General features: G+C 60.3%; 11 protein-coding genes. 8 read left to right on the forward strand and 3 right to left on the reverse strand.

Features of this window, described 5'->3' with window-relative positions; genetic code table 11:
- Positions 1 to 591: 591 nt before the first annotated feature.
- Entirely contained in the window at positions 592 to 1653 is a 1062-nt protein-coding gene (locus FHT29_RS34015; RefSeq protein ID WP_037197014.1) for a porin, read from the forward strand.
- 919 nt (positions 1654 to 2572) lie between these two features.
- Positions 2573 to 3865, forward strand: coding sequence for an NCS2 family permease (locus FHT29_RS34020; RefSeq protein WP_168601168.1), 1293 nt, complete (start codon positions 2573 to 2575; stop codon positions 3863 to 3865).
- Positions 3866 to 4138: 273 nt separating this feature from the next.
- On the opposite strand, the gene FHT29_RS34025 is transcribed toward FHT29_RS34020, so the two are convergent.
- Positions 4139 to 4624: an ureidoglycolate lyase gene (locus tag FHT29_RS34025; RefSeq protein WP_168601169.1), complete on the reverse strand. Its 486-nt coding sequence runs from the start codon at positions 4622 to 4624 to the stop codon at positions 4139 to 4141.
- 44 nt (positions 4625 to 4668) lie between these two features.
- Positions 4669 to 6126, reverse strand: a complete 1458-nt coding sequence (gene puuE, locus FHT29_RS34030; RefSeq protein WP_168601170.1) for an allantoinase PuuE — start codon at positions 6124 to 6126, stop codon at positions 4669 to 4671.
- A 159-nt stretch (positions 6127 to 6285) separates the two neighbouring features.
- On the opposite strand from puuE, the gene uraH reads away from it, so the two are divergent.
- From uraH to xdhC, 4 genes are read left to right on the forward strand one after another with little or no spacing between them, the layout of a single operon-like run.
- Positions 6286 to 6651, forward strand: coding sequence for a hydroxyisourate hydrolase (gene uraH, locus FHT29_RS34035; protein ID WP_168601171.1), 366 nt, complete (start codon positions 6286 to 6288; stop codon positions 6649 to 6651).
- A 3-nt stretch (positions 6652 to 6654) separates the two neighbouring features.
- Positions 6655 to 8139: a xanthine dehydrogenase small subunit gene (gene xdhA, locus FHT29_RS34040; RefSeq protein ID WP_168601172.1), complete on the forward strand. Its 1485-nt coding sequence runs from the start codon at positions 6655 to 6657 to the stop codon at positions 8137 to 8139.
- A gap of 3 nt (positions 8140 to 8142) precedes the next feature.
- The gene (xdhB, locus tag FHT29_RS34045; RefSeq protein ID WP_168601173.1) at positions 8143 to 10497 is read left to right on the forward strand and encodes a xanthine dehydrogenase molybdopterin binding subunit; all 2355 of its coding nucleotides are present in this window, start codon (positions 8143 to 8145) and stop codon (positions 10495 to 10497) included.
- A gap of 4 nt (positions 10498 to 10501) precedes the next feature.
- Positions 10502 to 11350, forward strand: a complete 849-nt coding sequence (gene xdhC / locus FHT29_RS34050; protein WP_168601174.1) for a xanthine dehydrogenase accessory protein XdhC — start codon at positions 10502 to 10504, stop codon at positions 11348 to 11350.
- Here the strand turns inward: xdhC and FHT29_RS34055 are convergent.
- Positions 11340 to 12284 carry a LysR family transcriptional regulator gene (locus FHT29_RS34055; RefSeq protein WP_037197021.1) on the reverse strand — a complete coding sequence of 315 codons (945 nt, stop codon included), beginning with the start codon at positions 12282 to 12284 and terminating at the stop codon, positions 11340 to 11342. The two genes, xdhC and FHT29_RS34055, sit on opposite strands and share 11 nt — an antisense overlap.
- Positions 12285 to 12424: 140 nt before the next feature.
- Here FHT29_RS34055 and FHT29_RS34060 point away from each other — a divergent pair, with 140 nt between their 5' ends.
- Entirely contained in the window at positions 12425 to 13666 is a 1242-nt protein-coding gene (locus FHT29_RS34060) for a urate hydroxylase PuuD (RefSeq protein WP_168601175.1), read from the forward strand.
- A complete protein-coding gene (gene guaD / locus FHT29_RS34065; protein WP_168601176.1) occupies positions 13663 to 15006 on the forward strand; it encodes a guanine deaminase in 1344 nt (447 codons plus the stop codon). Before FHT29_RS34060 ends, guaD begins: the two co-directional genes overlap by 4 nt.
- Positions 15007 to 15220 lie beyond the last annotated feature (214 nt).

A 15220-nucleotide genomic window follows, 5' to 3' on the forward strand; every position in this document is an offset into this window, starting at 1 on the left:
GCCATCATCCACCTCTTTGCTGTGGATGTTGAATCAGCTTCGCCGCGCCGCGTCACCTCACAATCGATTCATCGATCGCAGGACCTGCTCTAGACTGACTGACCGAAGAGCCAAGTTTGGTGCTTCGTACCTCGTGGCGCTCCGATCGATCTCGGACACCGAGCGCGCCCGGTCTTTGCCGGCAAAGACATGCCATAGGGCTCACATTCCATCACCCGAATCGGCGCAATTCCCGCTCCAAACGGCTGCATCGAGAGTTAAAATCAGTATAAATAGTAACGTAGACTTATAATTTGGCTACTAACATTCCAGTGTATATATACATTACGTACGTTTATTTAGTATTTCCGGTGCATATAGTTAGATAGACTCAACCATTACAGAGTATAAGTGATGTATTTTTGCATCTATGACAATTTTATGTCTGAAAATACACGGCGCGGCGAAACTATTGTGTTCCGATGCCATATCCATCTCGCTACCGTGTGCGTGGGGGGCCGTTGGCTTCCACTTAGAGGGAACAGCCTGATCAATGAACGTAGCGGGTGGTCGCCGGCGTCGTTCCGATCAGGCATATCGATTGGAGACAAAATGAATATCAAGAGCCTTCTTCTCGGCTCCGCTGCTGCACTGGCAGTAGTTTCCGGCGCTCATGCGGCCGACGCTGTCGTCGCTGCTGAACCGGAGCCGCTTGAGTACGTCCGTATCTGCGACGCTTACGGCGCCGGCTACTTCTTCATCCCGGGCACCGAAACCTGCCTCAAGATCGGCGGCAAGGTTCGTACCGAAGGTCAGTGGTACGATGCCTACAACCCGAACAGCCGTTTCGGCACGCTCTGGCACACCCGCGCTGAGCTGCAGCTGCAGACGGCAACGGACACCGAGTATGGTCCGCTGAAGACCAACACCGAACTGCGTTGGGACTGGGCCAACGGCGGCTCGACGTCCACCAACCTGCTGCATGCCAGCATCAGCCTCGGTGGCTTCACCATTGGTAAGGAAGACTCGCAGTTCAACGTCTTCACCGGTTATGCCGGCGACGTCATCAACGACGACGTGGTTTATGACGGTCCGTACGAGCTGAACCAGATCACCTACAACTACGATGCAGGCAACGGCTTCACGGCTGTGATCTCCGTCGAAGATACCAATTCCGGTACGGGCGCTACTGGCGCTAACGGCGAAGACAGCTCCGACCATTACGCTCCCGACGTTGTTGCCGGTGCCGGCTTCAAGTCTGGCGCATGGGGCTTCAAGGTCGTTGGCGGCTATGACTCGATCGTCGAAGAAGGCGCCATCAAGGCTCGTGTCGATGCTGACTTCGGTGTCTTCTCGGCCTTCTTGATGGGCGGCTGGAACACCGACGGCGACAAGCTGAACAAGTACGCTGGTGCGAACGGTGCTGGCGATGCTTCCGGTATCGGCTGGGGTGACTGGGCTCTTTGGGGCGGCGCAAGCGTTCCGATCAACGAAAAGCTGAAGTGGAACTTCCAGGTCGCCTACACCGACTCGAAGATCTTCTCTGCAACCACGAACCTCAAGTTCAAGCCGGTCAAGAACCTGCTCATCGAGCCGGAAGTTACCTACACCAACTGGGATTCGATCAACGAAGACCAGTGGGCTGGTATCCTCCGCTTCGAGCGCAGCTTCTGATCTGACTTCGACCTCCGATCAGAAAAGGGAGAAGGTTCGGTTTCCCTCCGAGCCTTCTTTCTATTTATGAGGGTCAGCAGCAGCAGTTGCTCAAAGAGAAGCCATCCATCTCCATGCAAGCAGCATGGGTGCAGGGATCGGCGCGCGTCGGCAATTCGGTCCATGATGAGTATCGTCAGGCTGCGTCCGCTCTGCAGCGAACGGCTTTGCGAACCGAATACTCTTCAAGGTGATATGCGAATCTTTGAATGTGCTGCGCCGTAGACGCCAGCAACAAATACCGTGTTAGATCCCCGGCATGCTGAAGCGAGCCAATCGTTGTTCGAGCATTTCAAAGAAATCGTCGCAGCGTGCATTTGTGATGATCTTGCAGTTGGCCCGCCGCTTCTCGTCTGTATCCGTCATCTCAGTCCAGCCACACGGGCAACCATCGAGAATGCGGTGTTTTGCGTCAATGTCCTGCGCGGACCAGTCACATATCCCCGACAGCTTTGCCGGCAACCTCCAGCTCGTGCTGAAATTTCCGCCACATTGAGCGCTGTGGCCGCAGCGCCGCCTTCTGGCGCAAAATAGGTTGGCTTTGTCGTTTCGCACCTGTAAAACACAGCGCGTATCATCGTTGCCCGATCGATGGCGCCAGGCGGTGGCGAACAGAACACGTTGGAAATATCCGCATCGAAGGTCTTCTCCATTCTGTGATCGCTCCGAAACGCAAATCCACTCGCTCGGAAATAGCCCGAAAAACTAGAATGACTTTCGCGAATTGCAGGGAAATCCGGCTCTAGCGCGCAGAGCCTCTAACAGCGCACAATCCCCCTCGCTACGAAGCGTTTACAAGCGCTTGTCGCGCCGGCATCCGGAGGAGATGCAGGCCAGCTTCATGACATGCACTGGCGTTGGGAACGCTTAGGGAGGAACTATGTTTGAACGACTTTTCAAATTGAGTGAGCACGGCACGTCCGTCCGCACCGAACTCGTCGCAGGCGTGACGACGTTCTTGACGATGTCCTACATCATCTTCGTCAATCCGGATATCCTGTCGACCACGGGCATGGACCGCAATGCCATTTTTGTCGCCACCTGTCTTGCCGCGGCATTGGGTTCCATCGTCATGGGACTTGTCGCCAATTGGCCGATAGGGTTGGCGCCGGGCATGGGGCTCAATGCCTTCTTTGCCTTCACCGTCGTCGCAGCGCTCGGCTTTACCTGGCAACAGGCGCTCGGCGCGGTCTTCATCTCAGGCGGGATCTTCGTCCTTTTGACAGTCACCGGCGTACGCAGCTGGCTGATAGCGGGCATCCCGCGCTCGCTCAGAAGCGCTATCGCCGCCGGTATCGGCCTTTTTCTGGCTATCATTGCCCTCAAGGGTGCCGGCATCGTCGTCGCCAATAAGGCGACGCTCATCGGTCTCGGAGACCTGAAGCAGACCGGCCCCCTTCTCGCAATCTTCGGCTTCTTCGTCATCGCCGTTCTTGATGCGATGAAAGTAAGGGGTTCGATCCTGATCGGCATTCTTGCTGTCACCGTTCTCTCCTGGATCTTCGGCGTCAGCCAGTTCCACGGCATCGTTTCGATGCCTCCCTCGATCATGCCGACCTTTATGCAGCTCGACATCGTAGGAGCTCTCCATGGAGGCCTGATCCACATCATCCTCGTCTTCGTGCTCGTTGAGGTCTTCGACGCGACCGGGACGCTGATCGGCGTCGCCAAGCGGGCGAAACTGATCGAGGAAGGCAAGCCGAACCGCTTGAGCCGGGCTCTGCTCGCCGACAGCGCGGCTATTGTCGCCGGCTCATTGATGGGCACCAGCAGCACGACCGCTTATGTCGAAAGTGCTTCGGGCGTTCAGGCGGGAGGTCGCACAGGCCTGACGGCGGTGACAATTGCCGTGCTCTTTGTCGCGGCCCTGTTCTTTTCCCCGCTCGCCGCCTCTGTTCCTGCCTATGCGACGGCGCCGGCCCTGCTCTACGTCGCCGGCCTGATGATGCGTGAGCTAACGGAAATCGAATGGGATGATCTGACTGAAGCTGCACCCGCGGCACTCACGGCGCTGGCGATGCCGTTTACCTACTCGATCGCCAATGGCCTTGCTTTCGGGTTCATCAGCTACGTCGTCCTGAAGGTTTGCACCGGCCGATGGAACACGCTTCATCTGGCGACACAGATCGTTGCGGCCTTGTTCATCGTGCGCTTCGCCTTCTTCGCAGACTAACAGTTGCACGCTTCAAGGAGCCGGGTCATCCGATCGGACGTCCCGGCTCCTGAGCCTGTGTGCAGGCCGTTTCTATTTGAATCCGGAATTATCGACTGGCCCGCAAGCCGTGGATTTTATTGGCGGCAAGTTCCCGAAGGACGGGGAGCGAAGCAAAGCACGCGCGATCATCCCGTGTCACATTGGATGCGAAATTAAAGATGCTTGTGAATCAAAGAAGGGGGGCCACTGCCGTGGCCCCCCTTCTTCTTGTCCCAACTCACCCTTGTCTGATCAGCGGATCAGGAACGGTTCCTTGAAGAAATGCTCTTCCAGGTTTACGCCCTCGCCGGCGCGGTCGACGACAGCGAAGTCGGAGACACCGTCGAGAGGGGTGAGGATACCGTGCCAGACATTGCGCCCGATATTGACGCCCTGCCCGGGTTTCGTCCGGAAAGCGAGCGGCTCACCCGGCCCATTGGCTGTTTCCTGCGCGACGACAACCAGGAACGGGTTATCCGTCAACGGGATGAAGGCCTGGCTGCCGAAGGGGTGCCGCTCAACCATCCGCAGTTCCAGCGGCAGCATGTAAGGCTCGCCCCGGAGCAGACTGATCATCGCACGTGCCTTCTCGCCTGTTGTCTCGATCTTCGCGAGGTCATGGTATCGGACGCATTTCCCGGCATTGATGGGATAGTTATATGCCCCTTCCATTTCGATCACCTCGCCGAAGGGGAAGAAGGCGACGCTCGTCAACGGCTGTATCTCGATCACTTTCATTCACGCTCTCCTCACTTCTGTTCTTTCTGGGCAGCGCCAGCGTTTCACGCAGCAGTCCGCTGGCCGAGCGGGTGCAATGCCTGTCCGTCTCGGAACATGGCGTCGAGCCGCAGAAGCGCGATCCGCTCCACTTGGCGGCAGGCGGCGGCGAATTCGGCGTTGCGGTCGTTCTCGATCCGGGTCTCGAACGCGGCGAGGATCCCGGATTTCGTATGGTCGCGCACGGCGATGATGAATGGGAAACCGAATTTTGTGACGTAGCGATTGTTGAGGTCGGTCAAACGTGCGTGTTCTTCTGTCGTCAGCGCATCGAGGCCGGCGGAGGCCTGTTCTTCCGTCGAGCTCGCCGTCAGGCGCTTGGCCTGCGCCAGCTTTCCGGCAAGATCCGGGTGGGCGGCGAGCACGCCAAGCCGCTCCTCGTCGCTCGCTGCGCGGAACTGGAAGGCGAGAGCAGCGTGGAGGCCGATTGCGGTATCGTTGGCTGGCGAGAGTTCGCCGGCGAAGGCGCGCTGCGCAATCCAGGGCGAATGTTCGAAGATGCCGCCGAAGCGCTCGACAAACTCGGCCTCCGGCATCTGCGAGGGCCGCTCCGTGGCCGACTTCGGTGGATGGGTCTTTGCCCAATGTTCGGCGATGTCGATGCGCCGCGCGATCCAGACCTTCTCGTGGCTCTGAACATAGTCGATGAAGCGGGCGAGCGCCATGACGCGGCCGGGCCGGCCGATCAGTCGGCAATGCAGGCCGATGCTCATCATCTTCGGGCTGCCGGCGGCGCCTTCCGCATAGAGCGCATCGAAGGAATCCTTCAGGTAGCTGAAGAACTGGTCACCGCTGTTGAAGCCCTGCGGCGTCGCAAAACGCATGTCGTTGGCGTCGAGCGTGTAGGGGATGATGAGCTGCTGGTGACCGCCATGCTCATACCAATAGGGCAAGTCGTCGGCATAGGTGTCGGAGATGTAGTCGAAACCGCCGAATTCCGTCACCAGATCGACGGTGTTTGCCGAACAGCGGCCGGTGTACCAGCCACGCGGCCGCTCGCCGGTGACCAATGTGTGCAGGCGCATCGCCTCGGCGATTGCCGCGCGCTCCTCGTCCGGAGCCATGTCCTTGTGCTCCACCCATTTCAGACCGTGCGAGGCGATTTCCCAGCCTGCCTCCACCATCGCGGCGACTTGCGCCGGCGAGCGCTGCAGCGCGGTTGCGACGCCGTAGACGGTGACGGGCAGCTGCTTCTCGGTGAAAAGCCGGTGCAGACGCCAGAAGCCGGCGCGGGCGCCATATTCATAGACCGATTCCATATTCCAGTGACGCTGGCCCGGCCATTGGGAGGCGCCGACGATTTCCGAAAGAAAGGCTTCTGATGCGGCATCGCCATGCAGCACGCAGTTCTCGCCGCCCTCTTCGTAATTCAGGACGAATTGCACGGCGATGCGCGCATCGTCAGGCCACTCAGCCGCCGGCGGCGTCTGGCCATATCCGTGCATGTCACGGCAATATCGCATGGAACACTCCTCCAAATGTCTTCGATGGCAAATTTCTAACCACAAATCGCGCGCGCTATTCCCCTTGGAAATTTTGAAAGTCTCGAACGATCCCGCCGCTTTTCAGGGGAATAAGCCTGACGGATAGTGGCGACAGAAGCGCTACGTTCGGGAGAAAACATGCAATCTCATTCGCGAGGAGCCGGCCGGCTCACGACCCACGTGCTGGATACGGCGCTCGGCAAGCCGGCTCAGGGCCTGCGCATCGATCTCTACCGGATCGAAGGCGATACGCATCACCACGTCAAATCAACCAAGACCAACGGCGACGGCCGCTGTGATGCACCGCTGCTATCGGGCGAAACCATGAAGGCCGGCGCCTACGAACTGCGTTTCCATGCCGGTGACTATTTCGGCCGCACATCCGAGGGCCCGATGTTCCTCGATATCATCCCGATCCTATTCGGCCTTGCGGATGAAAGCGCGCACTACCACGTGCCGCTGCTCCTCTCGCCCTACAGCTATTCCACCTACCGTGGGAGTTAAATGATGGCGCCCGTCACGATCCGCTCCGAACTGCGTTTCATCCTCAACGGCCAGGATATTACGCTCCGCGACGTCACGCCGAACCAGACGCTGCTCGGCTGGCTGCGGCTTTCCCGGTCGCTCAAGGGCACCAAGGAGGGCTGTGCCGAGGGCGACTGTGGCGCCTGCACGGTGCTTGTGGGGCGGCTCACGCCGGCGGGTGACCTCGTCTATGAGGGCGTCAATGCCTGCATACGCTTCCTTGGTTCGCTGGATGGTTGCCATGTGGTGACCGTCGAGCATCTCGCAGGCCGCGACGGAAAGCTGCATCCGGTTCAGGAGGCCATGGTCGACTGTCATGGCTCGCAATGCGGCTTCTGCACACCAGGTTTTGTCATGTCGCTCTACGGCCTCTGGATGCAGACGCCGAACCCGACGGACCAGCAGATCGAAATCGCGCTTCAGGGCAATCTTTGTCGCTGCACCGGTTATGAGCCGATCCTGCGCGCCGCGCGCGCAATTTCCAGCTATGGCGGGACGACGAAGGATCCTCTGCTCGTCGAACGGGAAGCGATGACCGCCCGCCTGCGGGCTTTGCACGATGGCGCGCGGGTCGAGATCGGCGACGACCGCAGCCGGCTGGTCGTGCCGGCGAACCTTGACGATTTCGCAGCTGTTCTCGAGGTGTCGCCGACCGCCACCGTGATCGCGGGCTCCACCGATGTTGGCCTCTGGGTCACCAAGCATATGCGCGACATCTCGCCGGCAGTTTTCATCGCCGGGCTCGACGAGTTGAAGTCCATCGCCGTGAACGATGGCATCGTCTCCATCGGTGCCGGCGTTACCTACTCGGAAGCGATCGCAACCCTTTCGCGGCACATCCCGGCACTCGGCTCACTGATCACTCGTATCGGCGGCCAGCAGGTGCGCAACATGGGAACAATCGGCGGCAACATCGCCAATGGCTCGCCGATCGGTGATACGCCGCCACCCCTGATCGCACTCGGGGCTTCGCTCACTTTGCGCAAGGGTGCTGTCAGGCGCATCGTCGCGCTCGAAGACTTCTTCATCACCTATGGCAAGCAGGATCGGCAGCCGGGCGAATTCGTGGAAACCGTGCATGTGCCCATTCCCGATGCATCGGGAAAATTTGCCATCTACAAGGTGACCAAGCGCCGGGACGAGGACATCACCGCAACGCTCGGCGCCTTCCGCCTGACACTTGCCGCCGACGACACAGTCACGGAGATCCGCATCGCCTATGGCGGCATGGCCGGAACACCGAAACGGGCCTTTGCCGTCGAAAAGGCGCTGCTTGGCCAGCTCTGGAACGAATCCACGGTGGAACGAGCGATGGAAAGATACGCCGAGGACTACACGCCGCTCAGCGACATGCGGGCCACCGCCGAATACCGCGCGCTTGCGGCAAGGAACCTTCTTCTCCGGTTCTACCTGGAGACGACGACAGACGCGACACCGACTCAGGTGTCCAGATACGAGGCTGCATAGGCCATGAACAAGCACACGTCCGGCCTCAAGGCAGAAACCATTATCGGCGGCGTCCATACCAGCCCTCGCCACGACTCCGCCCACAAGCACGTCGCCGGCACGGCCGTCTATATCGACGATATCCCGGAGCAAACAGGCGCGTTGCATGCCGGCCTCGGCCTGTCGACCGTAGCGCACGGTATTCTGAAATCGGTCGATCTGTCTGCCGTGCGCGCCGCCCCAGGCGTCGTCACTGTCCTGACCCACGAGGATGTTCCCGGCGTCAATGATATCTCGCCTTCCAACATGCATGACGACCCAGTGCTTGCTGCCGGCAAGGTCGAGTTCCATGGCCAGCCGATCTTCTGCGTCATTGCTGAAACGCGCGAGCAGGCCCGCCGCGCGGCGCGGTTGGCAAAGATCGAATATGACGAATTGCCAGCCGATATCGACATATGGGATCTCGACGTTTCCACCCACCGGCAGGTCGTCGCGCCGCTGACGCTGAAGAGGGGCGATGCAGCAGCCGAGCTTGAGCGCGCGCCGCGCCGCGTCAAAGGCCGCATGCGGCTCGGCGGTCAGGATCATTTCTATCTCGAAGGGCAGGTCTCGCTCGCGGTACCCGGTGAGGACGACGAGGTCATCGTCCATTGCTCGACCCAGGGGCCGAGCGAGACGCAGCACATGGTCGCCCATGCGCTCGGTGTGCCGAGCAATGCCGTGACGATCGAGATACGCCGCATGGGTGGCGGCTTCGGCGGCAAGGAAACGCAGGCGAACCAGTGCGCGGCAATCGCTGCCATCGCCGCCAAGAAGCTGAACCGCGCCGTCAAAGTCCGGCTCGACCGCGATGAGGACATGACCGCCACCGGCAAGCGGCATGACTTTGCCATCGACTACGATGTCGGCTTCGACGACGACGGCCGCATCCTTGCCATCGACTATACATTCGCGCTTCGGGCCGGCTTTTCCGCCGATCTCTCCGGCCCCGTCGGCGACCGTGCGCTGTTTCACTGCGACAACGCCTATTTCTTCCCCCATGTTCACGCGAAATCGGCGCCGCTCTATACCAACACCGTCTCCAACACGGCCTTTCGCGGTTTCGGCGGCCCGCAGGGCATGGTGGGCGCCGAGCGCGTCATCGACGAGGTAGCCTTCGCCGTCGGCAAGGATCCGCTCGATATCCGCAAGCTGAATTTTTACGACGCCATGGGCGTCGAGGGCGAGCGCAACCTCACGCCCTACCACCAGAAGGTGGAGGACTGCATCATCCAGCGCATCGTCGCGGAGCTGGAGGAGAGCGCCGATTATGCCGGCCGCCGCAAGGCCATCGCAAAATTCAATGCGAAGAGCCGCATCGTCAAGCGCGGCATCGCGCTGACGCCGGTGAAATTCGGTATCTCCTTCACCAAGACCGAGTCGAACCAAGCTGGCGCTCTGGTGCACGTCTATAGCGACGGTTCCGTGCACATGAACCATGGCGGCACCGAGATGGGGCAAGGCCTGCATCTGAAGGTGGCGCAGGTGGTGGCCGAGGAATTCCAGATCGATCTCGACCGGGTGAAGATCACCGCCACGACGACCGCCAAGGTGCCCAATACCTCGCCGACGGCCGCCTCTTCCGGCGCGGACCTCAATGGCATGGCGGCGCAGAACGCCGCGCGCCAGATCAAGGACCGGCTGATCGCCTTCGCGGCTGAAAGCCATCGGGTGGCCCGCGATCAGGTGATCTTCCTGCCCAATCGGGTGCGCATCGGTGATATCGAGATAGCCTTCGACGATCTGGTCAAGAAGGCCTATATGGCACGCGTCCAGCTTTCGGCGGCGGGCTTCTACAAGACGCCGAAAATCCATTGGGACCGCTCCAAGGGCCGCGGCCACGCCTTCTATTACTACGCCTATGGCGCCGCATGCTCGGAGGTATCCATCGATACGCTGACCGGGGAGTATGTGGTCGAGCGGACGGATATTCTGCACGATACAGGCCGTTCGTTGAACAAGGCCATCGATATCGGACAAATCGAAGGCGGCTTCATCCAGGGCATGGGTTGGCTGACGACGGAGGAATTGTTCTGGGACAATAAGGGGCGGCTGCGCACCCACGCACCCTCCACCTATAAAATCCCGCTTGCATCCGACCGACCGAAGATTTTCAATGTAGCGCTGACCGACTGGTCCGAAGCCTATGAACCGACGATCCATCGTTCCAAGGCGGTCGGCGAGCCGCCTTTGCCGCTCGGCCTTGCAGTTTTGCATGCCTTGTCGGATGCTGTAGCCAGCGTCGCCGACCACAAGATCTGTCCGCGCCTCGATGCGCCGGCAACACCGGAGCGGGTGCTGATGGCGATCGAACGTCTCAGGTCGGCAAAGAAGGAGTAAGGTCATGCCTGCCGCGTGCGAAGACATCCGGGATTTCCTGCGCCGCGAACCGGCGTCGATCCTGGTCGAGGTGACCGGTGTCGCAGGCTCCGCGCCGCGCGATACAGACGCCTGGATGCTGGTGTCGGAACAGGCGATTTTTGCAACGATCGGCGGCGGGCAGCTCGAATATATGGCGATCGACCAGGCGCGCCGGGCATTGCGCTCCGGCATTGCGGCGGAGCCGATGAACGTGCCGCTCGGCCCGGAGATCGGCCAGTGCTGCGGCGGCCGGGTAGGACTTGCGTTCACCGCGCTCAATGCGGAACTTGCTGACCATCTCATTGCCCGCAGCGACGGGGAAATGGCGGCGCGGCCGCATGTCTATGTTTTCGGAGCCGGCCATGTCGGCGACGCGCTCGTCATGGCGCTTTCGCTGGCACCGCTGCGCGTCGTGCTGGTGGATACGCGAGAGGACGAACTTACCGCCTGCATCGTGCCCCATATCGAGACCTGCCTGACGGCCATGCCCGAGGCTGTGGTGCGTGATGCGCCGGCCGGCAGCAGCTTCGTGATCCTCACCCACGACCATGCGCTTGATTTCCTCATTGCGGCCGAAGCGCTCAAGCATCGGGATGCTGCCTATGTCGGCATGATCGGTTCCAAGACGAAGCGCGCCACGTTCCGCAACTGGCTGTCGCGAGAAACCGGCCTCCCGGGTCTCTTCGATCGGCTTGTCTGCCCGATCGGTGGCACGGCGCTGAAGGACAAACGTCCCGCCGTCATCGCCACGCTCGCCGCTGCGGAAATCATGACGGCGGCGCTCAGCTGGAAAGCAAGCCAGAGCAAGTCCGTCTCGGCGGTCAGCCGCTAGAGGCGGCGGCCGCAGGCTCGTCCTGGAGCAGCTTGCCGATCAGCCGCTGACAGCGCTCCGCCATGAAGTCGATCATCAGCCGAACCTTCGGATCCTGGAAACGCTTGTGCGGATAGATCGCGGCAAGCTGCACGGGGGCCGGCGGACTGTCCTTCAAGATCTCCACCAGCCGGCCTTCCCTAAGATGGGCCTTCACCTCGAACAGCGGCTTGTTGATGATGCCGCGACCTTCCAAAGCCCATTGGGTGAGCACGTCGCCGTCGTCGCTATCATACGGGCCGGCGACCTCGAATTTGCGCGGGCCATCCGCCGTTACCAGCGTCCAGAAATACTCTTTGGATCCCGGATAGCGCAGCAGAAGACAGTCATGCTTATCGGCAATCAGCGCATCCGCGTTCGCCGGTACGCCGCGCCCTGCCAGATAGTCTGGTGAGGCGCAGAGCACGCGCTCGCAATTAAGAATGCCGCGCATGCGCAGGTTCGAGTCCTCCAACACACCGAGCTTGAAAGCCACGTCGACACCTTCAGCGAGGATATCGACATTGTGGTCCGACAAGCGGACGCGCACTTCGATATCCGGATATTTGTCGTGGAACTCCGGAATGCCAGAGGCGATCAGCCGGCGGCCGATGCCGAGCGGCGCGGTAATCCGGAGCGAACCCTTCGGATTGCGCGAGAGGTCGGCGATCGCCCCCTCCGCCTCGTTCACCGCCTCAATGATCTTCACAGCGCCGTCGTAGAAGACGCGGCCGTGTTCGGTCGGCGAGAGTTTCCTGGTCGTGCGGTTGAAGAGCCGTACGCCGAGATGGCGCTCGAGTTCCTTGATGCGATTGCTCGCCACCGCAGGGGTGACGCGTTGATCGCGCCCCGCCGCCGAAAGGGTTCCGAGTTCGACCACACGAACGAAGACACGCACATTATCGAGATAGGACATGGTTCCTTTTACCACATTGGCGTGCGGATCAAAGCAGGGGTCATCTTATAGATTTTTTTGAAAGTGTTGCGGATTCACCGGGATTTCCTAGAAAATCACGGGATGGCAAACAGTCCCGTGAAGATCGGGAGGACTTTCCCTTGTACGAATACGCCATCGCCTGGGACTGGATAACATTTGCCGTCCGCTGGTTGCACGTGATCACAGCCATCGCCTGGATCGGCTCGTCATTCTATTTCGTGGCCCTGGACCTGGGCTTGAAGAAACATGCCGCATTGCCTCCAGGGGCGTATGGCGAGGAGTGGCAGGTTCATGGCGGGGGCTTCTACCATATCCAGAAGTACCTGGTAGCACCGGCCAATATGCCGGACCATCTTGTCTGGTTCAAATGGGAGAGCTACGTCACCTGGCTCTCCGGCTTCGGCATGCTCTGTCTCGTCTACTACGCCGGTGCCGACCTCTACATGATCGATCCGGCCGTGCTCGATGTGTCAAAGCCCGTGGCGATAGCCATTTCGCTGGGTACGATCGCGGGCGGCTGGATCATGTACGATCTGATCTGCAAGTCGCCCTTCGGCAATGACAATACCCGGCTGATGGTGGCGCTGTATTTCATCCTGGTCGCGGTCGCCTGGGGTTATACGCATCTGTTCACGGGCCGGGCCGCCTTCCTGCATCTCGGCGCCTTCACGGCGACGATCATGTCGGCCAACGTGTTCTTCATCATCATCCCGAACCAGAAGATCGTCGTCGCCGACCTCCTTGCCGGCCGCACGCCCGATGCGAAATACGGCAGGATCGCCAAGCAGCGCTCGACGCACAACAACTACCTGACACTGCCGGTGCTGTTCCTGATGCTGTCGAACCACTATCCGCTGGCTTTCGGCACCCAGTTCAACTGGATCATCGCCTCGCTGGTCTTCCTGATGGGCGTCACGATCCGCCATTATTTCAACACCCGCCATGCCAATGCAGGCAACCCGACCTGGACCTGGCTCGTCACCGTCGTTCTTTTCATCATCATCATGTGGCTTTCGACGGTGCCGAAGCTGCTGACCGGTGAAGCAGCCGACGCCAAGATCTCGGCTATCCAGCAGCCTTTCATCGCGACGCAGGCCTTCCAGAAGGTACGCGATACGGTGATGGGACGCTGCTCGATGTGCCATTCCAAGGAACCCAGCTGGGAGGGTATCATCGCCCCTCCCAGGGGCGTGGTGTTCGAGACGGATCGCGATATCGCCGCCCATGCCCGCGAGATCTATCTGCAGGCCGGCCGCAGCCACGCCATGCCGCCGGCCAACGCCTCGCATATAACCGACGAGGAGCGCCGCCTGCTCGTCTCCTGGTATGAAAGCGCCATTAGTGGAGAGAAAGCCCAATGAACGAATTGCTGATCCGCGGCCGTGTGCTGACCTTCGTCGCCGAGCCGCAAGGCATCGATGACACCGCCTCCTATCGCTATCTCGAAGATGGCGCGGTTTTCGTGCGTAACGGCAAGATCGTCGAGACCGTGAGCTATGGCGATATCCGCAAGCTGGCGGGTGCCAATGTTGAGGTTGTCGATCATCGGCCGAACCTCATCCTCCCCGGCTTTATCGATACGCACCTGCATTTCCCGCAGACGCAGGCGATCGCTTCCTACGGCGCGCAGCTGCTCGAATGGCTGAACACCTATATTTTCGTCGAGGAACAGAAGTTCGCACGCGCCGCCCATGCGGCTGAAGTGGCCGATCGCTTCATGGACGAGCTGTTGTCGAACGGCACGACGACGGCGGTTGCCTATTGCTCCGTGCATCCTGAAAGCGTCGACGCTTATTTCGCCGCGGCCGAGGCGCGCGGCATGCGCATGATCGGCGGCAAGGTCATGATGGATCGCAATGCTCCGGAAGCGTTGCGCGACACGCCACAGCAAGGATATGACGAAACCAACCGACTCATTGAGAAATGGCATGGCCGCGGTCGCGCGCATTATGCGATCAGCCCGCGCTTTGCCATCACCTCCACGCCCGAGCAGATGGAAATGAGCCAGGCTCTCGTCGCCGAACACCCGACCTGTTACGTCCAGACGCACCTCTCCGAAAATCGCGACGAGGTTGCCTTTGCCACATCCCTCTATCCCGAGGCGAAGGACTACACGGATATCTACGCCCGCTACGACCTGCTCAATGAGCGTATGCTGCTCGGTCATTCCATTCATCTGAGCGATCGCGAGGTTTCCGTATTTGCCGAAACTGGCGCTGTCGGCGTCTTCTGCCCGACGTCAAACCTTTTCCTGGGTTCGGGACTGTTCGACGCCGCCCGGTTCGACAAGTTTGGTGCGCGCTGGTCGGTTGCCACCGATGTCGGCGGCGGCACCACCTTCTCCATGCTGGAAACGATGGATGAGGCCTACAAGATACTGCACCTGCAGGGCCAACGGCTGACGCCGTTCAACTCCTTCTACCGCATGACGCGCGGCAATGCCCTGGCGCTCGGCTTGGAGCGGCAGATCGGTTCGCTCCAGGCAGGCGCGGATGCCGACATCGTCGTGCTCGATTCCGGCGCCAAATCGGCGATGGAGTTCCGCATGCGCACAGCGACGTCGCTCGCCGAAGAGCTCTTTATTCTTCAGACCATGGGCGACGACCGTTGCATCGCCGAAGTCTATGTTGCCGGCAAGGCGATGAAGACGAAGGATAGAAAGCGCCAAGCAACAGCACCTCAGTCACTGCAAATTGCCTGATCAACCGACGGCGCGCACATCGTCCGCGCCGCCATCTCCGGCGTAGGGGACGGCGGCGAAACCGGAAGGTCCAACGAGACTGACAAACTCATCGTCTTCAAAAGACAAATTCACCACCCCTAGGGTGGAGACTCAATCAAACCCACCATATGATGGTGGCAGCGATATAGCATGTAGCTGCGAAGTTGATGGCGAGCTTGTCGTATCGTGTTGC

The organism is Rhizobium sp. SG741 (genome assembly GCF_012275435.1).
In the GTDB taxonomy this organism is placed as follows: Bacteria; Pseudomonadota; Alphaproteobacteria; order Rhizobiales; family Rhizobiaceae; genus Rhizobium; species Rhizobium lusitanum.